The sequence below is a fragment of the uncultured Campylobacter sp. genome, from assembly GCF_905371695.1.
GTDB lineage: Bacteria > Campylobacterota > Campylobacteria > Campylobacterales > Campylobacteraceae > Campylobacter_A.
The window spans coordinates 17171-40005 of the sequence record NZ_CAJPMA010000002.1 but is presented as its reverse complement, the minus strand read 5'-3'; the positions used below and the strand labels follow the sequence as shown (position 1 = coordinate 40005).

Genomic DNA, 22835 nt, shown 5'->3' with positions numbered 1-22835 from the left:
GATTTAAAATTTTATACCATAAACATTACTTTTGCGAATAGCACGATAAAAAATCCGCAAACAAGTACGAATTTATGAAAATGCTCGCGCATAAATTTCGGCGGCTGTTTGTCAAATGCCTTGTTAGTTAGGTTATAAATCACACCGAAAAATATCGCAAGCGCTAAAAATACCTTCATCATAAATACCTGCTGCGTCGGCGTCGAGAAGTACCCTCCTGCCTTGCTACCCACCCAAGCGCTCATCATCATCCCACCCGTCATTATGAGCGTTAGTAGGCAAACGGGCATTATTTTTATCGCTTTTGAGCCGATAGCTTGCTTTACGCGAGCAAAATCATCGCCCAAAACGCCCTTTAAACTCGCAAAAATAACGACGTCGAAAAAGACGTAACCTAAAAAAATAATCGCGCAAAAAATGTGGATTATCTTTAAATAATCATAAATTTCAGACATTTCCATCCTTTCTAATTTACCCTATTTTACGGCTTTATCAGCCTGTTTTCAATGATTTTTATCAAGCGCTAGATAGCTTTTAACCTCGCTTAGCAAAAATTCGTAAACTTGCTGTTGCATCAAAGTCTCGTCTTCGTCGCCGTTCATAAGTCTGCGCAAATGCGAAAAATCGATCTTTTTGGCGTATCTGCGGTGCATTTTTATCTCTCTATCGATGCTTAAAAGCAGTGCGTCAAGCGTTAAATAGTCATTTCTCTTAACTTTTGCGACGTATTCTTTTGTAGCCTGAACTAAAAAATTTTTACGCTCCTTATCGTCGTCGTAAATTTCGGTCGCAATGTCTAGCAATAAATCAAAATCGTCGTCATCCGGATCGAATTTTGCGCCAATAATCGCAGCAAAGACCTTTGCGCGAAATTCCACAGACTTATGATGATAGACCAAAAATTCGCGAAACGCCGATAAAAATTTTAGCTTGATATTAAATCCCATCCCCCGCTCCAAAATTTTAAAAGTGGCTAATTATAGCAGTTAAACCTTTAAACCCGTAAGCGAGGCGGCACGTAAAGAAGTGCTAAATTTTATTATTCGTAAGCAAAATTTTAATTAGCGGATTAATAAGCGTCTCCCCGCGCGCGGCGCACAGCAAAACCTCATCGTAGTAATAATCGCTTCTACCGTATAGCCTAAATTCGAATGCGCCGAACCCGTATCCCATAGGCGTAATCTCGATGCGCGAATACCACGCAGTTTTAGCGAGCACGTATCTATCCGTATCTTGCGCATAGACCCAAAGCGCGATTTCGTCGCGTTTGGGCTGTTTCATAAGCCAGATAAACGCATTTCCTATATCGTTAAAAAAATAGGTATCGCCGTTTGGCATGACCGCTTGCGCGGTGTTAAAAAGATCGTTTATGATCGTGCCGCTTTCTTTGCAAACGTATTTACCCGGCTCTATTTCAAGCGGCTTTTTTTCGGTATTGCCGCGCGCTACCTCTATCTTGCCCTCGCTAGTATCCGCAGAGATTATCAAAAGTCCCAAAACACCCGCTATCAAGATAAAAGCGAAAATTTGCCTTATCATAATAAAACTCGGGCGATAGAGTAGTATTTTAGCACGTAAAAGCTGCATACTACAGCGTTAATCGCAAGCCAAATCGTGCTAAATTTTAGTAAATGCAAATAAGGCCGCTTCGTAATAAGCTCCACCAAAAACGGCGCGATACCGAAAAAAATGCCCAAAAATAGCGAACCCCAAACAAGATAGCCGACGTAATAATAATCGCGTAAAAGCATGCAGTAAGGGCATTTGTGGTTAGGCTGTTCGTATATATAAAGCCCGAAAAAATAAGTAATCGCGTAATACGCCACGAATAAGTACAGCAAATTTAAAGCAAAGCTAGCCGCCGCCTGCTTCATAAAATTCAAAGCTACTATCGCGGCAAATACTACGTAAAAAAACGTAGCGAGCATCATTTGCGTATAACCAAACGGCAGCTTGGGCGCTTTGAAGACCACCGAGCAGCAAAAGACGGGTACTTTAAGAGGAATATTTAAGAAAAATAAAATTTCAAGCGCAAATTCGACTAAAATAAGCGTGAAAAGCGCGGAGAAAATAACGTATTTCCTGCGTAAAAACGGAAAATTTAGAGCCTTTAAATCAAGGCGGTTAATAATAAGCCATAAACCGAAGCCGAAAATTAGCAAAATTTTAAGCAAAAGCAAAAAATTTCCGTATCTATTAGACCCTACGACGCCCGCCGAGCACATAGCGCCCGGCACTACGCCCGCTAGCTCGTTTAGCGCCAGCGCGAAAAATACGAAAAGTATAATTTTGCAAGCTACGGCGAAGGTTAGGATCGTATTTACGAGATAGTTCTTCTTTTCGAGCAGATACTGCAAATTCGTCGTGGCGACAAAGTCCCACTTGCGCAAAATATGAACGACGTGAACCTGCGAAACGCCCATAAGCGCTATAATAACTAGCTCGGCGGCTAAAAATGCAATAATTTCGTCAGATAAAAATACGCTCACGTTATCTCTCCGCCAGCGATATTTTCGTAGCGATCGACGAAGCTAAGCTCGTCGAAAAGCGCGTCGTGCGTAGCTACGACGACCGTTTTTTTAAGCTCTTTAAACCGCCTTAAAATTTCGATAAAAGCAAGAGAATTTTGCCTATCTAAATTCGCCGTCGGCTCGTCGGCTAGAATGATCGGCGCGTCCGTTACGAGCGCTCTTGCTATGGCGCAGCGCTGCTTTTCGCCACCGCTTAGCTTTGAGGCTATTTGATCTTTTTTATGGGCGATATTAGCAAGCTCCATCGCGTTTTGCGCGCGCGCATCAAGCTCGCGGCCGCTTAAATTTAAAAGCGTTAGCGGCGCGATAATATTTTGCTTCACGCTTAACGCTTCAAGTAGGTTAAAAGCCTGAAAGATAAAGCCGATTTGAGAGTTCCTAAAATTCGATGCCGCGACGTCGGGTAATTTCGAGATATTTCGCCCGCCTACTAAAACCTCGCCGCTGCTAGGCTTGCTAAGAGCGCCGATGATAGAAAGCAAGGTGCTTTTACCGCTGCCGCTAACGCCTTTTAAGATTAGCGTTTCGCCCGCGCCGATGCTTAAATTTACGTTTTTAAGCGCGCAAAATTCGTTAGGCTTGCCCTCGTTAAACGTCTTGTAAAGATTAGAAATTTTTATCATTTTATGCTCTGAGTTATGTCTGAAATAGCGACGCGCCAAGAAGGAATTATAACGAACGCTAAAATTGGGATCACGCTAAATACAAACATCAAAAATAAGACGTTAAAATCCAAAACGGGCGTGAAAACGATAAAATTTTCAAGCTCGCCGCCTAGAAAAATCCCGCGTAAAAGCGGCGCGTTTAATACGAAAACGTAAGCGTACGCGAGCGCCGAGCCTAGCAAAAAAGCGCCTAAGGCTACGACGAAATTTTGGATAAATTTTAGCGCGATCACGTCTTTTATCGAGTAGCCCACGGCTCTTAAAACGGCGATCTCTTTTTTCTTTTCGCCGTATGCAAGCGAAATTTGGTTTTTAAGCAAGATAAAAAACGAAACCATCGCTACGACGTAAAGCACCATAAAAACGCCGCCTTTGTAGTAGTAAAGATGCCTTATACTAGCCGCCCCGTCCTCAGTGCTAACGGCTCTCGTATTCGGATATAAATTTTCTATTTTTAGTGCTACTTCGCTAATCTCGCTAGGATTAGGCACCGTTACGTAAAGCTTCGTGTATTCGCCGCTATCTAGCGAAAGCACCGCCCGCGCGGTATCCGGATGCAAGTAAATAGCGTTATTTGAGATAATGCTCGCGTCTTTGGGGGCGGTTTTGTTTATCTTAACGGCGATTAGTCTCTCTTCGGTTAAAAAATTAAATACGTCCTCGTAATAAAGCTCCGCCATAGCGCGTTTTACGCCCTCGCCTACGATCATCTCGCCCTCGTCTAAGCCCTCGTCGCCGATCACGCGAAACCAGACGCGCTTTTGTCCGAAATAATAAAGCCCGTCTACCGCGCCCTGTACGTCGCTAACGCCGTTAATGCGCGATACGTCGTAGATATAGACGTCGTGCATGAGATCTTTCTTGCCCGCTCGCAAAGCCTCTACGACGATGTCCGGTTTTGATTTGACGGCTAGGATTAGGTCGTGCTGAATAGACGAAGAAATAAACAGTACCGAGCTTAAAATAAAAACGATAAAGCAAAAGATAATAAAGCTAAACGCGTGGTCGCTTCTATCTTTGTAAAGCAAGACTACGGCATAGTCTATAAAGGCTTTATTTAGCATATACGAAGCCTTTATATTCGTCTGAAACGAAGCTTTGCGCTAGCTTAGCGTCCGGCGCTTTTTTAGCGAAAATTTCTAAATTTCGCTCTCTGGCGGCGCGGTCGAAATTTAAATAATGCGCAGCTATCAGCCCCCAAATAACGCCGAGCGTTAGACACGAAATCGCTAAAAATTTCATAGCTCTTTTAACATGCTTTCTTCGATCTCGTCGAATTTTAAGAGCTTTTTACCGCCGTGGTCTTTGGCAAAATTTAAAGCCCCGTCCTCGCTTTCAAAAGGCACGAACTCCTCGCCCATGGGCCCAAATACGTCCGAGCCCACGACGAAAAACGCCTCTTTCGCGGGAATTTTACGAAGCTTATAGTAATCGCTCACGAAAAGTTTGTCGAATTTTTTGCCGTTTTTAAAGTAGTATTTCATCATATCTTTTACGCCGTCAAAGTAAAATTTTTGACCGCCGTCTTCTATCATAGCCGCCCACTGCGGATTTTTGGAAACGAACATCCCGCAGATCGGGCAACGCGCGCCGTTCGGTACTTCGATACGCTCGAAATTTACCTTTTTTACCGCGCCTACGTTTTTAGGAGCGTCCCAAAGATATAGCGCCACTGCTTGCAGATCTCCGTCCTCGCTTAATCCGCACGTTTTTTTTAAACTCGCTTTTAAAAGAGCTACGGTCTTAAAATTTTTTGCATCTATTTTAGGACATTTAGCTTCGTAGATATTTTTGCCTTTTTCGTAAACGCCGCCCTCGCGCTTGGCTTTTATCATCTTTTTATCGCCTTCAAAGTCTCTACCCGCGGCTTCGTAAGCTTTTTTAAAATCCATTATCTCGCCGCCGTTTTTAGCCTGAAATTCCTTCGCGTCTTGCAAATTCGCAAAGGCGTATTTGCTATTTCTAGTCATCGTGCCTTTTACGGAGCTACCCACCACGTAATAGGCTTTAAGCGCGTCGACGAGGTTTAAATTTTTAGTATCTACGACCTCTACTTCGCTAGGCATTTTCCCTTCGGTTACTTCGTAAAGGCAGTGCATGGAGCTATACTGCTTGCCTTTGTAGACGTGATTGGTTTTATAAAATTTGATCAAATTCATACCGCAGTTAGGGCAATACTCTCTATCTTCGCCCGTGCCTACGAGCGTGGCTTGCTCTGGTCTTACGCTTTGAAACATCTCTGCGGCAAAAAGCAAATTACAAAGCACCGCCGATGCGAAAACTAAACGCACAAACATATTTTCTCCTTATTTTATATTATCTTTTAACGCCTGAGCGTTATCGCAGCCCATCTTTACGCCGCCGTCGCACGCTTTTTTAAATAGCTCTTGCGCTTTTTTATCGTCGGCGTTTACTCCTTTGCCCTCGGCGTAAAGTATGGCTAGGTTATTACATCCCGCATAATAACCTAACCCGCAAGCTTTCTCGTAGCTTTTGGCCGCTTGGGCGTAGTCTTGCTTGGTACCTTGCCCGAATGCGTGCAAAAAGCCTAAATTATCGCAGCCGATACCGATACCGCCGTTGCAAGCCAGCTCGTAAAATTTTTTGGCTTTTTCGTAATCTTGCGCCATGCCGATGCCTTGCATATTTAAGTAACCAAGATTATTACATCCCATCATATCGCCGTATTCGCAAGCTTTGTTATAAAGCTGCGCCGCCTTTTTCGTATCGCGCTCGACTCCCGCGCCGTTTGCGCATAAAAGCCCTAGCGACGTGCAGCCTTCGTTATCTTTACAAGATTTTTCGTAATAGCTTACGGCTTTGGTAAAATTTTGATCCGCGCCGTTGCCGCTTTCGTAAATATAGCCTAGATTATTACAAGCAAGCGCGAAATTCGCCGAACAAGCCTTTTCGTAAAGCTCTAACGCCTTTTGCGGCTCTTTTTTTACGCCGCCCGTACCTTCTGAATAAAGCACGGCTAGGTTATAGCAGCCCGAGGCTTTGCCTTCTTTGCAGGCGTTATCGTAAATTTCTACCATTTTGCGGTGATCGCCCGCCTCCTTAGCCTCCATGCCCTTTTTTATAAAGCCCGCCTGTGCCAGCGTAGCGCAAAGCAAAACGGCAAACAACTCTTTTTTCACATTCTCTCCTTTATATAGTTTTTACTTCTCGTCCTCTATAAGCCGCTACGATCAAAATAACCGCACCCGCTATTATAAAATAAATAAATTTCGGCATATTAGGCGTATCGCCCGTAGCATACGAGTGCATGCCCGTTAGGTAAAAATTTACCCCGAAATAAGTCATTATTACCGAGCTATACGATACGAACGAAGCGACTAAAAATAGATAAATCGAATTTAGACGCTTTACGAAACGCATATGCGTTACGCAAACGTAAACGATAATGCTTACGAAAGACCAAGTCTCTTTGCTATCCCAGCCCCAGTATCGCCCCCAGCTCTCGTTCGCCCAAACGCCTCCGAAAAAATTTCCTAACGTTAGCAAACAAAGGCCGACGATTAGACTAACTTCCGTAATCGCGGCTAAATAGCGAATTTGCTCGTTTAATCTATCTAAATTTCGCTTAGTTTTAAGCGCCATTAATAAAAGCGCAAGCGCGGCGAGTAAGCAGCTAAGCCCCAAAAACCCGTAGCTTGCGGTGATAACCGAGACGTGTATCGTAAGCCAATACGATTTTAGAACCGGAACTAAATTCGTAATTTGAGGATTTACGAAGCTCATATGCGCCGTTAGCATAAAAACGCCCGCGAGTAACGAAGCCGCCGAAAGCGTTAGCAAGGACTTTCTAAAAAATATCGCGCCCGCGAGCGCGGCTGAAAATCCGATATAAACCATACTTTCATAGCCGTCGCTCCAAGGCGCGTGCCCTGAAATGTACCAGCGCGCGGCAAGTCCCACGGCATGCGAAATAAAGGCGCATATAAATATAAAAAAGGCCAGCTTTTTAAGCGGGTTAAAATCTCTGCGCAAAAATAGCACTATAAAAGCCGCTATAAGCGTCGCCGCGCCGAACGCCAAATAAAAATAGACCAGCTTTTTAAAGATTGAAATTTTATTGTAAATAACCTCCGTTTTTACGCGAAATTCGCTGGGCAAAAGAGCGGGCGAAGCGGCGCGCTGAAAATTTTTAAGCTCTTTTAGCGCCTTATCCGCCCTATCCCACTCGTTCGCGTTTGCGCCCTCGTTAAGCCCCGTCAAATACTCGTTTAAAAGCGCTTTAATATCGTCTGAAAGCCTATCTTCGTTAAAGGCGTCGTTAGGCGAGAGCCATCTATTTTGCGGATCGCCCGGCACTGGTATAAATTTAAAAAATACCCCTTTAAACGTAAGATAGGCGACGTTTATCCGCTCGTCGAATTTTATAAGCTCGTTTTCCAGCGCGCCTCGCTTTGAGGGAGGCATCGCGTTTGCGGCGTCTACTTCTTTGCTTAGTTTATAAAATCCTCCATCGTCGAACATAAACGAAAAGCTTACGAAATTCCTGCTTTTGGGCAAATTTAGCAGCTTTTTTATCCGCTCGTCGCTTATTTTAATAATATCTATGTCCTGCCAAAGCGTAGGATTTATATTCATAGCAAGTATGATCTGCTCGGGACTAAGCCCAAAAAGCGACGTCCGTCCGCTCATTTTACTAACGACCTCGTAAGCCTCGGTACTAAACGGCTTTACGCGCCCCATATAATCTTGCACCAAAAGCTCCGCAAGCGCGCCGTTTGCGTGGCGAGCGGAAAATTCTTCGTCCGCTCTTATGCCGCAAGATAGCGCGGTAAAAAAGGCGAAAACGAGTAAAATTTTGCTATTTTTTATGAAATTATTTAACTTTTCAAAACGGCTGCCGCGAGAGAAAAAATTTGCTAAAAATCCGACGCAAAGCATAAAATATCCAAGATAAGTTACCCATTTTCCGGGATCGCGATTTACTTCGAGCGCCGATCCCTTTTCGTCGGTATCGTATGATGATTGGAAAAATTTTATCCCACCGTAGGTAAGCGGACGATTCATAAAAATTTCGTATTCAAGTAAGTTTTTGCCGTCTTTACCGAGTATCTTTACGTCGCTGGCGTAAGAGGAGGGGCTTTGCGAGCCCGCGTATCTTTCTAGTTTAAATTTGACGAGTTCTATAAAAAACGGCAGCTTTATCTTCTTTGAGCCCCAAGCGATCCCTACGCGCTCGCCGCTTTGCTCCAAAACGGCGGGCTCGCTGATCCAACCCGCTCCGCCGCGCAAGACTAACTCTTTTTGCGGCTCGCCTTCAAAGCCCGCTTTTACAGTTAATTTGCCGCGTTCGCCTTTGGGTGCGGGCTTATAAGATACGAATTTTACGCTAAAATTTTTGGAATTTATAGTTTTTGAAATTTCAAAGTCGTTGTCGCCGACGCTAGCTAAATTTAAAGGAATTTCAAAAAGTTCGTTAGCCGCCGAAATTTGCAAAAACGGCTTTACGCTTACCATCTCGTCCGAGCTTTGCCCTTCCCTAAGATGCAACACGCCCTCTTCGCCGAAATATCTAGTTAAAAACGCGCCTAAAATAATAACGATGAAAGCTAGATGTAGGGTAAAAACGCCGAATTTTCGGTACATTTTCGTTTTTATAACAACGCCCGTCAGAGAAACGGCGAGACAGAGCATAACCGCCTCGAACCAAAGGGCGTCGTAGACCAAAATTTTAGCGGTCTGAGTATCGTAAAAGCTCTCTAAAAAGGTAGCCGAACCCGCTGCGACCGCTAAAACGAGCAACATGAAGATAATAAATCCGTAAGATAAAAACAAATTTATCGGCTTCATGTAGCTCCCGTTTTTAAATATGCAATATATCGTAAGTCTGTCCGGCGTAAAGGATAAACATTCTTAGCATAAATACGCCTAAAATGCTAGCTAACGCGCTAACGTAAAAGGCGAATTTAGAATGCGCCACAAATTTGCCTAGCGCGAAATTTAGCGCTAGCGGTACGCCAAAGCCCGCGGCTACGACGCCTAGCCAAAACATTTTAGCGTAATATCCTTGATAAAACGCTACGCTCGCGGCTTTTTGCGCGTCGCTTCCGATAATTAACGATACGAAAATCATACCGATGAGTAAAATTTCCATCGCTAAAACCGGCCATTCTACGGCGTGTAAAATTTTAATGTCTCCGCCGTGAGTATCCGCTTTAAAGCAAAGCGCGGCGATAATGCTAGCGCCCGCTATACCCGCGCTTAGTCCCGAAGCTATGAATAAAGCGGGCAAAACCGCCGTATTTAGCAAAGGAAATCGCACGAGCACGGAGATTAAAAAGCCCGTATAAGCGCAGATCGCTACCGCAAAGATTAGCGTTAGCGGATAAATTATCGGCTTTAACGCGTTTAAAATTTTCATTACAAACTTAATCAATCCCGCAAACGCACCCAGTCCTAACAGCTCGCGCTCAAACGCGTAAAGCGCGGTAACGAAGCTAAGCGGGATATAAACGCAAAGCGCGGCGACGCCCACGGACATTACAGATTTAAAGTTATAATTAATCAAAATTTTCCAAAAATAAAGCGGCTTTTCAAGGTCGGCGACTAGGCAAACCATACCGAGTAAGATAGTTATTAAAGAAAGCAGCGACGCAGCTTTAAACAAAGGCGTGCTACCCTCTTGCTTTTTATAAAATTTAATAAGTAAAGAAACTACCAAAGCCCCGCCGCTCATACCCGCTAAAAGCAGGTAAAGCGCGATAGGCCAATGCCACTCGATGCCGTGGGAAAAAGTATAGGTAAAATTTATCGCGCCGTCCATCTCACACCCCCATTTTTACCGCAGGTATATAGCGCAAGCTCGGTTTAGTGCCGCATTCGGGGCGCATACGCAAGCTGTCTTTAATCTTTAATAATTGACTTATGTGCGAATTTTCGTCGTTTAGATCGCCGAAAACCAGCGCGTCGTATCTGCATGCCTCAACGCAGGCGGGCTCTTTATTTTGAGCTAAATTCGTGTCCAAGCAGAAGTTGCAGCTCTCTGCAGCATGAGTTTTGTTATTTATAAAACGCACGTCGTAAGGACAAGCTACGATGCAGTATTTACAGGCGATACAATCATCGGCGTTAGTAGTCGTTATACCCGTCTTTTCGTCTTTATGACAGGCGTTCGTCGGGCAGACGTTTACGCACGGAGCCTCTACGCACTGCTGGCAGCTAACCCGCACGAAGCGCCTATCAAGGCGCGAATTTTGGTCGGTTTTATCTTGGATATAAAGCCTTACTTGACCTTGCGGGACTAAATTTACCTTTTTACAGGCTATCTCGCAGTCCGTACAGCCCACGCATTTATTTTGATCAAAGATCATACCGAAATTCGGCCTTTTAGCATCCTCCCCCGTAGGCTTCGCTCCGCAACCCGTTAGCGCGGCGCCCGCAGATCCTAGCGCTAAATACTTTAAAAATTCTCTTCTTTGAAATTTCATAACATACCCTTTATTAAGGATTTACTTTTGCGTCCCGTGAAAATTTTCGATCTCTTTTTCGGTTAGCTCTTTCGCCGCGCCGGCCAATTCGCCCGGTTTTAGCACTTTTAAAAGCTCGGCTTCAAATATCACGACCGCACCCGCTGGAACCGCGTCCATACCCTGATCGCCGTAAGCTAGCTCGCTAGGTATGGTAAATTTGTATTTTGAACCCGCTTTCATTAGTTTTAAACCCTCCGCAAGTCCGTCTATGATATTTACCATAGATAAGTGGGCGGGCGTTTTAGACGTAGTCGTATCTTCAAAAACGGTGCCGTCTATTAAATAAGCTTTATAATTTACTACGACTACGCTCTCGTCTTTTGGCGTATCTCCGTCTCCAAGGGCTAAAATTTCGTATTGCAAGCCCGATTTTGTAGTCTTAACGCTTTTATTTTTAGCGTTTTTAGCCATATATTCTTTGCCGTCTTTTAAATTTTTTTCAAGCTCGGCTTTACTAAGTTTATCTACGGCTTTATTTAGTTTAGCGGCTCTATCGCTTAGACTCTTATCTATCTCGTCTCGTTTTAGCTTAGACTGAGCCTTAAAAGCATCCAAAAAACCCTCTAAAACTAAATTTTTATCCGTTTTTATACCTAGTTTTTCTTGTCCGTTTATCTGATTTAGCAAATATTCGCCCGTAGAAGCGCCGATAGCGTAGGCTTCGCGTTCTTCGCCTTCGTTAATATTTGCCGCATAAGATAAGCTAGCCGTTAAAATCGGTATTAAAAAGAGCATTTTTCGCATGTTTTACCTCTAAAATTTTAAAATTTAAGAGACGGCGCAAGGCCGCCTCCTTTGCCGTTATAGGCTTGCGTTTAATATCCTTTGAGCCTCTTTAATATACTCTTTGGCGGCGTCTAGTCTTTGTTTAGTGTATTTAAAGCCGTGCATACCCCAAGAGCCGTCTTTTTCCAAAAGATCTATCGTATCCTGAGCTTTTTCGATTAGCTCGTAAACTCTAGTTTTATCGGTAGGATTTAGCTTTTTAACCTCTAAAATTCCGTAGATGCCCTGAATACCTATTTTTACGCTCGTAAAGTCGGCTTTTACCGGCGTTTGCCATCCCATTACCTCATCGTAAACTTGTTTTTGGTTTTTGAAGTGTAACGTCTCTTTAAGTTCGGAAACTACCGGACTATGGCAACCTTTATTGTCTTGCATGTCTTTATCCGCCCACGAAGTTCTAGCGCACGCCCACATAAGATCTACGAAGTTATAGCCTTTACTATCTCTTTCAAAGTGCCAATCCTTCGCATCCCTCGGACCTTGCGCGGCGGCACCTGGGACTAGGGTTTTTCTATCCGGACTTACGTCGATTTTCCAGATATGAGAGCGTCTTTGCGTATCAAATCCCGCGTTTTCTTGGAACTGAATAGCGTAGAAATTCTCGCAGCTCATCATAAACGGCATGTGGCAAGACGCGCAAGTGTTGTTTTTATGAGTATCGGCTTTTGAGAATATATAAGCCTGCTCTTTGTGGCAATCGGCGCACGTTTTTTTAATTTTCGGTTTCGTATAGAACGCGCTTAAATAGCCTTGTTCGGAGTTATAATTTAGCCCTTTAACGCTTCTGTCGCCTACTACCGGACCCGTGTTATCGTGAGGGTCGTGGCAGGTTACGCAGCGCATTCCTTTGTCGTAGTGAGCCGTAAAATATGACTGAGAGCCCTCGGATCCGCATCCAGGTCCCATAGATTTAAATTTAGAGCTTAGCGATTTGTCTAATTTGCCTACGTTGGCCGGATTTTTAGCAAGATCGGGGCTAAAATTAAATCTTTGGTGACAGCGTTCGCAGTTTGAAGTTCTAAAATTCGTAGCTCCGTCTAAGTGTCCGCCCGCTCCGTGGCACTCTTCGCAGCTTACGCCTTTTGATATCGTGTGTTTTTGAAGCTCTTTTGCGTTACCCAGAGCCGCGTAAAATTCTTTCTTAGTTTTAAAGTCGAATTTAAACGGGTGGCAAACTTCGCAGTATGAAGCGTTTGCTTGGAAAAACATAGATTTTTTGTGTTTTGCGGCGTATGAAGCAAGTCCGCGAACGTATCCGCCGTTATCGCCGTATTCTTCAAGCGTAAGCGGAAATTCCGGAACTAATTTTCTAATTTTTTTAACGGTTTCGTCATCTAAATTTAACGCCCAAGTCCTTTGGAACTGGTTACCGCCGGCTACGATCTGACCGGTGCCGTCTCTAAGTAAACCGCCCTCTACGTAGTAAGTTCCTCTAAGCAACCAAGCGTCTACGTAGCCTAGTTTAGTTCTTAGGTGACCTACGGTCGCATAGATGACGTCAGGAGTTATACCTTGCGGAAGGATAGAAGCGGTGTTAGGCGCAAACACGGGTTCGGTTAAGTTGTTATTAACCTCGGGGTGCTCGCCTGGAAATCGAATAGTCGTAGCGTGACGAGATCTGCTCCATACTTCGTACTGCGCCGGGTGGCACTCGCCGCACTTTTCGGATCCTATGAATTTATTAGGAAATTGCAGCGAAGATCCTGCGGGAATTCTATACATCATAGAGCTGTATCCGTTACCGCCGTCTCTTTTACTAGCTTTTGAAAAATCGTTTCCGTGACCTTCGGCGAGCCATTCAAGACCGCGGTCGTGAACTACAAGCTTGCCGACCGTTTTACCGCCGTATTTTGTAAAAATAGGGTGATTTTTAAATAGCCACTCGTATATCTCTTGCTCTTCTACAACGTAGTCCTGCAAGGACGTAATGCCTCTACTTTGCAAAGTTCCCTTAGGATTTGCGATGACCTTTTGAGCCCCCTTGCTTAGTTCCATGCCGTGGTTCATCCCCTCGGCACAGGCTACCGAGGTGAGGACGCTAGCGCCTGCAACTAAACCGAGCAACACTTTATTCAACTTTTTCACGTGTTCCTCCTTTTGAAAAATTGAACTTCTAAAATCAATATGATTTCACGTTGATAATCATACAGCTAAAAAGGGGGAAACTAGGGAGAAAATATAAATATTTTATAAATTTAAAAATTTAATAGTAAATTTTACGCAATTCGTTAAGTTACGAACTTCTATACTGCCGCCGTTTTTTTCTATTATAACCTTGCTCATATATAGCCCGAGTCCGCTACCAGAGGATTTCGTAGTAAAATAAGGCTCGAATATCTTTGAAATTTCGTCTTGTTTAATCGGTTTACCGCTATTTTCTATCTCGATCATTTGAACGCCGTCTTGCGTAAGCGAGGTTATTGTTATCTCTCTTTGCTCGCAGTTTTGCTCGCAAATCGCGTCTTTGGCGTTATTTATTATATTTATTAAAACTTGAATAAGTTCGTTAATATTACCGAAACGTGTAAAATTTTGCTCTATTTTTACGTTTAAATTTATAGCTTTCGCGCGTAGAGTCGGAGCTAAAATTTTACACGCTTTATTTACAGCTTGCTCGCTGGTATATTCGCACTTAGGCGCATTTGGATTAAAAAAATGTTTAAAATCGTCTATGGTTTCTGACATAAATTTTACCTGCTCGCCGATCTCGTCTAGCTTATTTTTTAGCCTACCGCTATCTAGCTTTCCCCGCTCGCTAAAAAGCTCTAAATTTATTAACGCCGTTCCTATTTGAGAAAGCGGCTGTTTCCATTGATGCGATATATTAGCTATCATTTCGCCCATCGAGGCTAAGCGCGACTGACTGACCATTAGTTGTTTGTTTTGCTCTTTAATTTTTATTACTTTTTGATGAATTTTGTATATAAAAAAGACTAAAACCGCAAAGACGATAAATAGCGCCGCCGCGCTTATCGAGAATTCTTTTACGTGGTTTAAAAGCACGTCTTTTACGGGAACTTTAAACGATACCATGGCTATCGTATCGCCGACTTTGCTTTGAAATTCCGTAATATCGGCACCGTATTTTTCTATCATCTTTTTAGGCGCGGAATTTATACTATGGCAGACGACGCAAGTAGCGTCGGTAGTTTTTACCGGCAGCCCCACGAAAACGTAGGAAGTGCCTGCATTTTTTACTATTTTTGCGTATTCGTCGTATTTTCCCTCTTTAAATCCCTCTAAAATTTCGTTTTCAAACTCGTCGCCTAAATGCGCGGGATTTAGCGGGTCGGTCGCTACTAGCTTGTAATCGTAATCGATAGAATATTTTTCGCGCTGAATGTTATAAATTTCTCGCGCTATATAAGATGACGAAAGTAAGCGCGGATCGAAAAAATCGGCGTTTAAGGCTCCGCTTTTTTTAAGTTCGCTAATAAGCGGACGCTGAACGGAGGAGACGTAATCTCTTACGGCATTCATCGTGTTTAGTATGTGAAAGGCCTCTTTTTTCGCGTCTTTTACGGCTAATTCTTGATAAAATTTAAAAAACATACCGGTTATTAGCGCGTAAAGCACGGCAAAAACGGCTAGCACGATACCGAATCTATATTTCACAGATATAGCCTATCCCGTATAAATTTTTAATCGCGTCTTTGCCTACCTTTTTACGCAACTCTTTTACGATTGCTTTTATCGCCTCTTTGGTTGGTTGTTCGTATTCCCACATATAATCAAACAGCTGCTCGTAGGTGATAGCTTGATTTTTGTTATTTAAAAAATAATCGAGCAGTTTAAATTCGCTTTTTGAAAGGCAACAGGCCTCGTCTTTTACGTAAATTATCTTTTTAGTAAAATCGTATTTAACGTCTTTATTTAGCGTAATTAGCGGTTTATAATCTATCAGCTCCAAAGCTACGTCTTCAAGCGCCTTTATGAATGCCTCTTTATCGTAGGGTTTAGGCAAATACCTCGTGATTTTAAGCTCCACCGCACGCCACAAATACTCCTGTTCGGTGTGGCTTGAAAGGATTACTATCGGAATTTTGTGGTCTTTTTCCCGCACTATTTTCGCAAGCTCCAAGCCGTCTATGTGCGGTACGCCGATATCAAACACTAAAGCGTCGTAGCCGTAAGCATCAATGTGTTCTAACGCCTCTTTGCCGTCTTTTACGCCTACCACTTCGCCGAAAAACAGTTCCAAATTTTCGGTAATATTATTTAAAATTCCGGGTTCGTCCTCCAAACAAAGAACCCTTTTACTAGATAAAACGTCTAAAATTTCGCTGCCTTGCATCAATCTCCCTTTTTTGCGTAAAATTTTACTACACAAAATTTAAGCTTTTTTATGGGTATTGCCAAAATTTAAGCTTTTTTAGATATTATTCGCTTCGCTCCTTCTTAGACCTGTGCAATGCTACTTGCGAGCACCGTTTCAGGGTGGGAACACAGCAGAACACTTGCTCGTCGCGTGTGCCGCAGTCATCTGAGAGGGGGTTTTTCTAACTCGAAATGCTCGTTAAATTCATTGCAAATTTTTAAGAAATCCACTCCGTCGATTCTAGGTTTTTCGCTAAAATTTCGGTACATATTCGTAAATCCGTCGATCAATTCTTTTGATTTTACGCCGTAGCTTATCGAAATTCCCGCTTCAAAATAAGCCGCAAGCTTATCGCAATATTTCAGCGCCTTGCCGTCTATCGCGTTATAAACGTCTTCGTTTACGTTTTCCATCGTGCCTTCGCGCGGTAAAATTTTACGCTCAAACGTGCGATTTTCAAACTCGTCTTTTATAAATTTCCCGTCTTCTTGCCTGATACCCAAAATGTAGCTAAATTCCTCGCGCGCGATTTCGGGCACGAACGGCAAAATTTGCTCGTCGATTAGACGCATTTCATACTCGCTAATTATCTCGTTTAACCCTTTTACCCCGTATTTTACGGGACTAATAATATCTCGCGTTAGGCTTTCGGGCAGGTCGTGAAAAAGCGCGCAAAAAAAGTTATTTTCAAGGCGCTTTTTGCAAGCGCTAACTTCTAGCGAATAAAAATAGCTTAAAATCGCCACCACTAGCATATGTCCTAGTACGGCGGTCTCTGGGATACGCGGCGTCTGCGCCCAGCGTTTTTGAAAGCGCAAACGTCCTGCTAGATCGACTAGTTTAGCTAGCTTTTGATTCATTGCGATTTTACGTACGCCGATTAGCTCGTAATAATCCTCCATCTCCTCTTCGACTTTGCGTTTTAGCTCGTCGATATCACTTAAAAAACGGCTCGTTTGATAAACTATCGAAAATTCCCAGCGCGTAGATAGGTAGCTTGCCGCCTTTAAAATAAGTCGCTCTTTTTCGTGCTTTTTATCGTTTTTAGTTAAAAATTTACGCAGGCGCGATAAAAATTCGCCGCCTTGCACGCTAGAAATTAACTCCTCTAAATTATTTAATACCCACGCGTTTACCTGCTCTTTTTTCGTGCGCTGAATGTGATGAAAAACGTCCGGACGAATGTCGGTAACCACCACGCGGCTTAAAAACTCGAAAATTCCGGCTTCTATTAAATAATTCATATCGACGTCGCGCTCGAATTTAGCGATAAAATAAGCGATGATAAATTTATGCGCTTGTTTATCTAGCTCGACTAGATTAGTCATCTTAGGATAGTCGTTCCAGCGCGAGATAGACGCGGCTTTAAAAATGTGTTCGATTAGCTGAGGGCTTATCATCGCTTATCTTTTTTAACTACGCGAGGCTTTTTATCTCCGCTAAAATTTAGTTTTTTAAATCCGTCCTTGCTACCGCTTGATCTGCGCGGTTTTTCGTCTTTAAAATCGCTAAATTTCGAGCCTTTTGCGTCCCTTGCGCCGCGAGAGCCGCCGCTTTTAGAGCCGAAACGATCGCTTTTTTTGAAATTTTCGCGCTCTTTAAAGTCCTCATCGCGCTTAAAATTTTGCGTTGGAGCTTTATCTTGACTAACCATAGTTAAATTTTCCGAGCAAATTTCAATCATCGTATGCACGTTCCCGCGCGGGTTAAAATCGCCCTTAATTTTCATAAATTTCGGTTGTAATTTTTCAAAAAGCGCGGTGTAAATTTCGTTTATACTATCCTCGTGGCTTATATGGCGGTTCATAAAGCTATTTATATAAAGCTTTATCGCTTTTAACTCGACGACCCATTTATTAGGCACGTATTCAAGATAAATCGTCGCAAAATCGGGATACCCAGAACGCGGACAAAGGCAGCAAAATTCCGGTAACGTAATTTTGATAGTGTAATCTCGCTCATGTTTATTTTCCCAAATTTCAAGATCTTTTTGCATGTCGAAATTTCTTATTTCGCTCTCGCCGTATCTTAAATTTTCGCTCATTTTTTTCCTTTTTATAAACTTGCCGCGCTAGGTTAAATATCTAAATGCTTCACGTCTTTGGCGTGATCTTGGATATAGTTTCTACGCGGCTCGACCTCGTCGCCCATGAAAAGATTAAACGTATCAGAAGCGCTTGCCGCATCGTTTATGTTTATTTTGAGTAAGCGACGGTTTTCAGGGTTCATCGTAGTCTCCCAAAGCTGTTCGGGATTCATCTCGCCAAGACCTTTATAACGCTGGATATAAGCGCCTTTTTTGGCGTTTTTCTCGATCTCGTCTAGTACGTCTAGTACGTCTTTTTCGCCGAAATCCATATCCCGCTCTTTAATTTTTTTACTTATATGCACCGCCTCTTCGTAAAGCGGATTTGCGAATAAATTATCGTTTACGATTAACTCTTCAAGGCCGCTTTCGGTTTGCACGTAAATTCTAACTTCCTCGTCGTTTACGTAGGAATTTAAGATATTATGTCCTTGCGCTTGTAAATAGCTCTTTAAAATTTCAAAAATTTCTGGATAGGTTTTGCCGATGATATCTGGATTTTCTATCATATAGCGGATCGCCGAAAGTACGTTAAAGCGTTTTTCAAGCTCTTTAAGCACCGATCGATAAGCGGCTACGATTTTAAGGAAATCTACCAAATCGTTACTGCCGATACCTTCAAATTCCATCCCTTCGATACCGGTTTGGATTAAAAATTCGTTTAGCGCCTTTTCATCTTTTAGATAAATTTCTTTTTTACCTTTTTTATAACGGTAAAGCGGCGGCTGCGCTAGGTAAATATAGCCGTTTTCTACGACTTTATTTAAAAATCGGAAAAAGAACGTAAGAAGAAGCGTCTGAATATGGCTACCGTCTACGTCGGCGTCGGTCATGATAATAATTTTGTGATAGCGAAGCTTTTCAGCGTCGAATTCGTCGCCTATACCGCATCCCAGCGCTGTTATCATATTTTTTATCTCGTCTGATTTTAAAATTTTATCCAAACGCGATTTTTCGACGTTTAAAATTTTACCTTTTAGCGGTAAAATCGCCTGAAATACGCGGTCGCGTCCTTGCTTAGCCGAACCGCCAGCAGAGTCGCCCTCCACCAAATAAAGCTCGCTAATAGTCGCGTCCTTGCTTTGGCAATCGGCTAACTTTCCCGGAAGCGTTCCTACGCTAAGGCCTTCTTTTTTACGCGTTAGATCGCGCGCTCTTTTTGCGGCCTCGCGCCCGCGCGCAGCCATCAGCGCTTTTTCCATTATAGCGCGAGCTTCGATCGGATTTTCTTCAAAATATTTAGTAAGCACGTCAAAAACCATTTTCTGAACGATCGGTTTTACGTAGCTAGATCCGAGTTTTCCTTTGGTCTGACCTTCAAATTGAGGCTCGGGAACTTTTACGCTAACTACCGCTATTAGCCCTTCTCTAATATCGTCGCCCGTGATTTTCGTATCTTTTTCGCGTGCTGCGGCGTTTGCTTGGATATAATTCGTAATTACGCGGGTAAGGCCGGCTCTAAATCCCGCCTCGTGCGTGCCGCCGTCGGGAGTTTTAATATTATTTACGAAGCTTAGTAAATTTTCGCTATAAGTGTCGTTATACATTAATGCAAAATCGACTACTACGTCCTCTTCCCCGCCGCTAAAAGAAACTGCTTTACTAACGGATTGAGCCTTATTCATATCGGTTACGAAGCTCTCTAATCCGCCTTCAAAATGATAACTTTCGTTAAATCCGTCGCGCTGGTCTTTAAAATTTATAGTGATCTTAGGATTTAAATAAGCTAACTCACGAAAGCGCTTGGCTAAAATCTCACGGTCGAAATTAGTTACTTCAAATATGGTATCGTCGGGCCAAAATTCTACCTGAGTTCCGGTTCTATTAGTCGTTTTTACAACTTCTAACCCCGTCGTAGGAATACCGCAAGAAAATTCTTGTCGGTATAAATTTCCGTCCCTTTTAATATTTAAAACCAGCTTTTTTGATAACGCGTTAACGACGCTAACGCCTACGCCGTGCAAACCGCCCGACACTTTATAAGTGTCTTTGTCAAATTTTCCGCCCGCGTGAAGCACCGTTAAAACTACCGTAGCCGCCGGTAAATTTTCGGTTGGATGCATATCTACGGGGATACCGCGCCCGTTATCGGTTACCATACAACTTCCCTCGCGAGTAAGTTCAATATCGATCGTATCACAATATCCCGCCATCGCTTCATCTATGGAGTTATCAACGACTTCGTAGATCATGTGATGAAGACCGCCGATATTAGTGTCGCCGATATACATTCCAGGGCGTTTGCGAACGGCTTCTAGCCCTTTTAAAACCTTAATATTACCGGCGTCGTATTGTTTTTCTGACATATTTTTCCTTTTACAAATTTATCGGCATGATAACTGTTTTAAGTTCTTTTGAACTAACTACGAAGGCTAAATTAGCATCGTTAAATCCAAGCTCGAAGTTATCGTCCTCTATGCTGGTTAAAAAATCGATTAAATAGCGGTTTTTCACGCCTATATAAAATTCTTCTTCAAGTCCCGTTTGATACTCGATCGTAGTTTTTGCTTCGGAATTATCTTCTATAATGCTTTCAAAAGAAATCGTATCGGGCGCAAAAGTGATTTTCATCTGATCGCTTAACATCGAGATCGTCCTAATCGCGTCCATCATTTTATCGCGGTTAAGCAATAATCGTTTTTTAATCTCTTTCGGTACGACGCGGTCGTAGTCGGGGTATTTGCCGTTTATTAGCTTGGTAAAAAATTCGAAATTTTGGCTTTGAGCGATTAGCGTGTTTTCGTCGTAGTAAATTTCGATTTTATCGAAAAAGAGCTTTTGAATTTCGTTTATCGCTTTTTTAGGGATGATTATCGAAAATTCTTTTTCGGTAGTGGTTTCGAATTTAAATATGCTAAGTCTTTTAGTATCGGTTCCTACGATGTTTATAAAATTATGCCTAATATCTAGTAAAGCTCCGTTTAGCTCGTATTTAGGATTATTCGTATCGATACTAGGTAAAATTTTCTTTAAGCTTCGACCGAGCATCACGGCATCTACGTCGAATTTAGATTTTCCTTCTACTTCCGGAAATTGCGGAAAATCTTCGAATTTATACATAGGAAGCTTATATTTAGAATTTTTTTGCTTTATGTAAAGGTAGTTATTAACGGTTTCTAACGTTACTTCTTCTTCTTTTAGGCTTTTAATAATATCAAGCAGCTTTTTTCCGTTTGCAGTAGCATATCCTTCGTCGGAAATTTTTACGTTAGTTAGTTTATAGGCTAGCCCTATTTCGTGATCGGTAGCTTTTATACTAAGCGCTCCGTCTTTTGCGGAGATGGAAATATGCGAGGTTATAGCGCTTAAATCGCGTTTTTCTAGGTAAGGGTTAGTATTTGTTACTATGCTTTCTAGGACGTTTTTGTTTATTACCGCTTTCATTTTTTCTTCCTTTATTTTTTAAATTTATTTAGTAGCGTTAGTAGGCGTAGTTAAAACGTGAAAAAGCTCGAATTTTCTTGAAATTTCAGGCTTTAAAACGTGAAAAGATTTCCTAAGTTTCTCACATTTATTCACAAATTTCATCTGCTTTTTTATCCTTTTGTTAAAATTTTATTTTTTAGCTCGGCTACTTTTAAACCGAAAATTTCGTCGCTTTCGATTAGTTCGTTTATTTTTTTCATATTGTGGCTAACTGCGCTATGGTCTTTCATTCCGAAGTAGCTAGCGATTTGAGGCATAGAATTTTGCGTTAGCGTTTTGCTTAGATAGATGATGATGCGGCGCGCTTCGACGACGCTTGCTACTCTTGATTTACTTTTTATCTCGCTAGGCTTTATATTTAGTTCTTTGCTTACCGCGGTTACTATATTTTCCAGCGTTATGTTTTCGCGCTTTTCTTTGATTTGATCTTTGATAATGTTTTTGGCGAATTCTAGCGTAATTTCTTGTCGCATTAGCGTGGCGTAAGCGTTTATGTTACTGATAGCGCCTTCGATTTCTCGGATATTATCGCCTAGATTAGTAGCTATATAATTAATTATGTCCTTATTTAGCGAGATATTGTTAAACTCACATTTTTTTTCTATAATGGCGATTTTAGTGTCGAGCTCGGGCGGCGTAATATCCGCCATTACGCTGTTTTCAAATCTAGATTGTAGTCGGTTTTCAAACCCTTTTAACGATTTGGGCGGTTTATCGGAGGTCATTACGATCTGACTTTTTTTAGCGTAAAGCTCGTTAAATGTGTGAAAAAATTCTTCCTGAATTTTATCGGTCTTGCCTAAAAATTGCACGTCGTCGATGAGTAAAACGTCGCAGTTTCGGTATTTCTCGCGAAATTTTTCCATCGAGTGGTTATTTATGTTATATGTAAAGTCCGTAATAAATTGCTCGCTCGTTACGCAAATTACGATTTTGCCTTGGTTTAGGCAGAAATTTCCGACCGATTGAAGTAGGTGAGTTTTACCTAGACCGCTAGCCCCGTAGATAAAAAGCGGGTTAAACGCGTTTCCGGGTCTTTCGGCGACGGCTTTGCAAGTAAGGTAGGCAAATTGATTAGAGTCGCCCACGACGAAATTTTCAAAGGTATATGCCTGACTTAGCGTGTCGCTTTGGGCTTTTATCTGTTTGACGTCGATTTTATTTTGTTTGGCGCTTTTGTTTTTATTTTGTAAGGCTATATTAACTTGCGGTTTAATTCCTGTTTTAACTTCAAAAAGATGGGCGATTTTATCCGCGTATTTGGTCTTTATAAATTTTGCTATTAGTCCGTTTGGCACGCTAAATACGATTAAATCCGGACTTGACGCCTTTTCGTTAAATTTAAGCTGTTTAATATAGCATTCGTATTCGTTAGGCGATATTTCGGCGCCTAATAACTCTAAAATTTCGTCTGCGAGCAAAATTCGACCTTTATTGTTAGTAGCTAGCGATTGTATCTTAAATTTAATAAATTGTTTGTTAAACTATTTTAAAATAACTTATTCACGGCGTGAAAAACTCGTGAAAAAATTTAGA

At 42.3% G+C, this 22835-nt stretch carries 21 protein-coding genes and 1 other RNA gene; 1 reads left to right on the top strand and 21 read right to left on the bottom strand.

Annotated elements, in window-relative coordinates:
- Positions 1–11 precede the first annotated feature (11 nt).
- The 16 genes from QZ147_RS00395 to QZ147_RS00320 form a co-directional block, all read right to left on the bottom strand.
- Positions 12–455, bottom strand: a complete 444-nt coding sequence (locus QZ147_RS00395; protein ID WP_295146035.1) for a copper resistance protein CopD — start codon at positions 453–455, stop codon at positions 12–14.
- Between the two features lie 48 nt (positions 456–503).
- Positions 504–947 (bottom strand): hypothetical protein, encoded by a 444-nt coding sequence (locus QZ147_RS00390; RefSeq protein WP_295146034.1) that lies wholly within the window; start codon positions 945–947, stop codon positions 504–506.
- Positions 948–1029: 82 nt separating this feature from the next.
- Complete coding sequence (locus QZ147_RS00385; RefSeq protein WP_295146037.1) at positions 1030–1539, bottom strand: hypothetical protein; 510 nt, start codon at positions 1537–1539, stop codon at positions 1030–1032.
- Positions 1536–2489 carry a hypothetical protein gene (locus QZ147_RS00380; protein WP_295146032.1) on the bottom strand — a complete coding sequence of 318 codons (954 nt, stop codon included), beginning with the start codon at positions 2487–2489 and terminating at the stop codon, positions 1536–1538. Before QZ147_RS00380 ends, QZ147_RS00385 begins: the two co-directional genes overlap by 4 nt.
- The gene (locus QZ147_RS00375) at positions 2486–3154 is read right to left on the bottom strand and encodes an ABC transporter ATP-binding protein (RefSeq protein WP_295146030.1); all 669 of its coding nucleotides are present in this window, start codon (positions 3152–3154) and stop codon (positions 2486–2488) included. Before QZ147_RS00375 ends, QZ147_RS00380 begins: the two co-directional genes overlap by 4 nt.
- Positions 3151–4260 (bottom strand): FtsX-like permease family protein, encoded by a 1110-nt coding sequence (locus tag QZ147_RS00370; RefSeq protein WP_295146029.1) that lies wholly within the window; start codon positions 4258–4260, stop codon positions 3151–3153. Before QZ147_RS00370 ends, QZ147_RS00375 begins: the two co-directional genes overlap by 4 nt.
- The gene (locus QZ147_RS00365; RefSeq protein ID WP_295146028.1) at positions 4250–4438 is read right to left on the bottom strand and encodes a hypothetical protein; all 189 of its coding nucleotides are present in this window, start codon (positions 4436–4438) and stop codon (positions 4250–4252) included. Before QZ147_RS00365 ends, QZ147_RS00370 begins: the two co-directional genes overlap by 11 nt.
- The gene (locus QZ147_RS00360; protein WP_295146027.1) at positions 4435–5493 is read right to left on the bottom strand and encodes a nitrous oxide reductase accessory protein NosL; all 1059 of its coding nucleotides are present in this window, start codon (positions 5491–5493) and stop codon (positions 4435–4437) included. The genes QZ147_RS00365 and QZ147_RS00360 overlap by 4 nt, the downstream gene beginning before the upstream one ends.
- A 9-nt stretch (positions 5494–5502) precedes the next feature.
- Positions 5503–6336, bottom strand: a complete 834-nt coding sequence (locus tag QZ147_RS00355; RefSeq protein ID WP_295146025.1) for a tetratricopeptide repeat protein — start codon at positions 6334–6336, stop codon at positions 5503–5505.
- A gap of 10 nt (positions 6337–6346) precedes the next feature.
- Positions 6347–8959, bottom strand: a complete 2613-nt coding sequence (gene ccsA / locus QZ147_RS00350; RefSeq protein ID WP_295146024.1) for a cytochrome c biogenesis protein CcsA — start codon at positions 8957–8959, stop codon at positions 6347–6349.
- A 58-nt stretch (positions 8960–9017) separates the two neighbouring features.
- Positions 9018–9977 carry an NrfD/PsrC family molybdoenzyme membrane anchor subunit gene (gene nrfD, locus QZ147_RS00345; protein ID WP_295146022.1) on the bottom strand — a complete coding sequence of 320 codons (960 nt, stop codon included), beginning with the start codon at positions 9975–9977 and terminating at the stop codon, positions 9018–9020.
- A 1-nt stretch (position 9978) separates the two neighbouring features.
- Positions 9979–10641, bottom strand: coding sequence for a 4Fe-4S dicluster domain-containing protein (locus QZ147_RS00340; protein ID WP_295146020.1), 663 nt, complete (start codon positions 10639–10641; stop codon positions 9979–9981).
- A 21-nt stretch (positions 10642–10662) separates the two neighbouring features.
- Positions 10663–11427 carry an FKBP-type peptidyl-prolyl cis-trans isomerase gene (locus tag QZ147_RS00335; protein ID WP_295146019.1) on the bottom strand — a complete coding sequence of 255 codons (765 nt, stop codon included), beginning with the start codon at positions 11425–11427 and terminating at the stop codon, positions 10663–10665.
- Between the two features lie 57 nt (positions 11428–11484).
- The gene (locus QZ147_RS00330) at positions 11485–13554 is read right to left on the bottom strand and encodes a cytochrome C (protein ID WP_295146017.1); all 2070 of its coding nucleotides are present in this window, start codon (positions 13552–13554) and stop codon (positions 11485–11487) included.
- Positions 13555–13656: 102 nt separating this feature from the next.
- Positions 13657–15084, bottom strand: a complete 1428-nt coding sequence (locus QZ147_RS00325) for a DUF3365 domain-containing protein (protein WP_295146015.1) — start codon at positions 15082–15084, stop codon at positions 13657–13659.
- Positions 15074–15763: a response regulator transcription factor gene (locus QZ147_RS00320; RefSeq protein WP_295146014.1), complete on the bottom strand. Its 690-nt coding sequence runs from the start codon at positions 15761–15763 to the stop codon at positions 15074–15076. Before QZ147_RS00320 ends, QZ147_RS00325 begins: the two co-directional genes overlap by 11 nt.
- Before the next feature lie 101 nt (positions 15764–15864).
- Between QZ147_RS00320 and ffs the strand changes: the two genes are divergently transcribed.
- Positions 15865–15962: signal recognition particle sRNA small type (gene ffs, locus QZ147_RS00315), an RNA gene on the top strand.
- Here ffs and QZ147_RS00310 read toward each other — a convergent pair.
- The 5 genes from QZ147_RS00310 to dnaA all read right to left on the bottom strand — a co-directional run bounded on the left by QZ147_RS00310 (position 15949) and on the right by dnaA (position 22720).
- Positions 15949–17187, bottom strand: coding sequence for an HD domain-containing protein (locus QZ147_RS00310; protein ID WP_295146012.1), 1239 nt, complete (start codon positions 17185–17187; stop codon positions 15949–15951). The genes ffs and QZ147_RS00310 overlap by 14 nt on opposite strands.
- Positions 17184–17831 (bottom strand): preQ(1) synthase, encoded by a 648-nt coding sequence (queF, locus tag QZ147_RS00305; protein WP_295146011.1) that lies wholly within the window; start codon positions 17829–17831, stop codon positions 17184–17186. Before queF ends, QZ147_RS00310 begins: the two co-directional genes overlap by 4 nt.
- 32 nt (positions 17832–17863) lie before the next feature.
- Entirely contained in the window at positions 17864–20179 is a 2316-nt protein-coding gene (gyrB, locus tag QZ147_RS00300) for a DNA topoisomerase (ATP-hydrolyzing) subunit B (RefSeq protein ID WP_295146009.1), read from the bottom strand.
- Between the two features lie 10 nt (positions 20180–20189).
- Complete coding sequence (gene dnaN / locus QZ147_RS00295) at positions 20190–21257, bottom strand: DNA polymerase III subunit beta (RefSeq protein ID WP_295146007.1); 1068 nt, start codon at positions 21255–21257, stop codon at positions 20190–20192.
- 152 nt (positions 21258–21409) lie between these two features.
- Complete coding sequence (gene dnaA / locus QZ147_RS00290) at positions 21410–22720, bottom strand: chromosomal replication initiator protein DnaA (RefSeq protein WP_295146004.1); 1311 nt, start codon at positions 22718–22720, stop codon at positions 21410–21412.
- Positions 22721–22835: the final 115 nt, after the last annotated feature.

Coding starts and splice junctions, on each gene's coding strand:
- ccsA (WP_295146024.1), bottom strand. CDS start 8,959: ATGTTGCTCGTTTTAGCGGTCGCAGCGGGTTCGGCTACCTTTTTAGAG.
- QZ147_RS00385 (WP_295146037.1), bottom strand. CDS start 1,539: ATGATAAGGCAAATTTTCGCTTTTATCTTGATAGCGGGTGTTTTGGGA.
- QZ147_RS00335 (WP_295146019.1), bottom strand. CDS start 11,427: ATGCGAAAAATGCTCTTTTTAATACCGATTTTAACGGCTAGCTTATCT.
- QZ147_RS00360 (WP_295146027.1), bottom strand. CDS start 5,493: ATGTTTGTGCGTTTAGTTTTCGCATCGGCGGTGCTTTGTAATTTGCTT.
- nrfD (WP_295146022.1), bottom strand. CDS start 9,977: ATGGACGGCGCGATAAATTTTACCTATACTTTTTCCCACGGCATCGAG.
- QZ147_RS00375 (WP_295146030.1), bottom strand. CDS start 3,154: ATGATAAAAATTTCTAATCTTTACAAGACGTTTAACGAGGGCAAGCCT.
- QZ147_RS00310 (WP_295146012.1), bottom strand. CDS start 17,187: ATGATAAGCCCTCAGCTAATCGAACACATTTTTAAAGCCGCGTCTATC.
- queF (WP_295146011.1), bottom strand. CDS start 17,831: ATGAGCGAAAATTTAAGATACGGCGAGAGCGAAATAAGAAATTTCGAC.
- gyrB (WP_295146009.1), bottom strand. CDS start 20,179: ATGTCAGAAAAACAATACGACGCCGGTAATATTAAGGTTTTAAAAGGG.
- QZ147_RS00370 (WP_295146029.1), bottom strand. CDS start 4,260: ATGCTAAATAAAGCCTTTATAGACTATGCCGTAGTCTTGCTTTACAAA.
- QZ147_RS00365 (WP_295146028.1), bottom strand. CDS start 4,438: ATGAAATTTTTAGCGATTTCGTGTCTAACGCTCGGCGTTATTTGGGGG.
- QZ147_RS00340 (WP_295146020.1), bottom strand. CDS start 10,641: ATGAAATTTCAAAGAAGAGAATTTTTAAAGTATTTAGCGCTAGGATCT.
- QZ147_RS00320 (WP_295146014.1), bottom strand. CDS start 15,763: ATGCAAGGCAGCGAAATTTTAGACGTTTTATCTAGTAAAAGGGTTCTT.
- QZ147_RS00395 (WP_295146035.1), bottom strand. CDS start 455: ATGTCTGAAATTTATGATTATTTAAAGATAATCCACATTTTTTGCGCG.
- QZ147_RS00390 (WP_295146034.1), bottom strand. CDS start 947: ATGGGATTTAATATCAAGCTAAAATTTTTATCGGCGTTTCGCGAATTT.
- dnaN (WP_295146007.1), bottom strand. CDS start 21,257: ATGAAAGCGGTAATAAACAAAAACGTCCTAGAAAGCATAGTAACAAAT.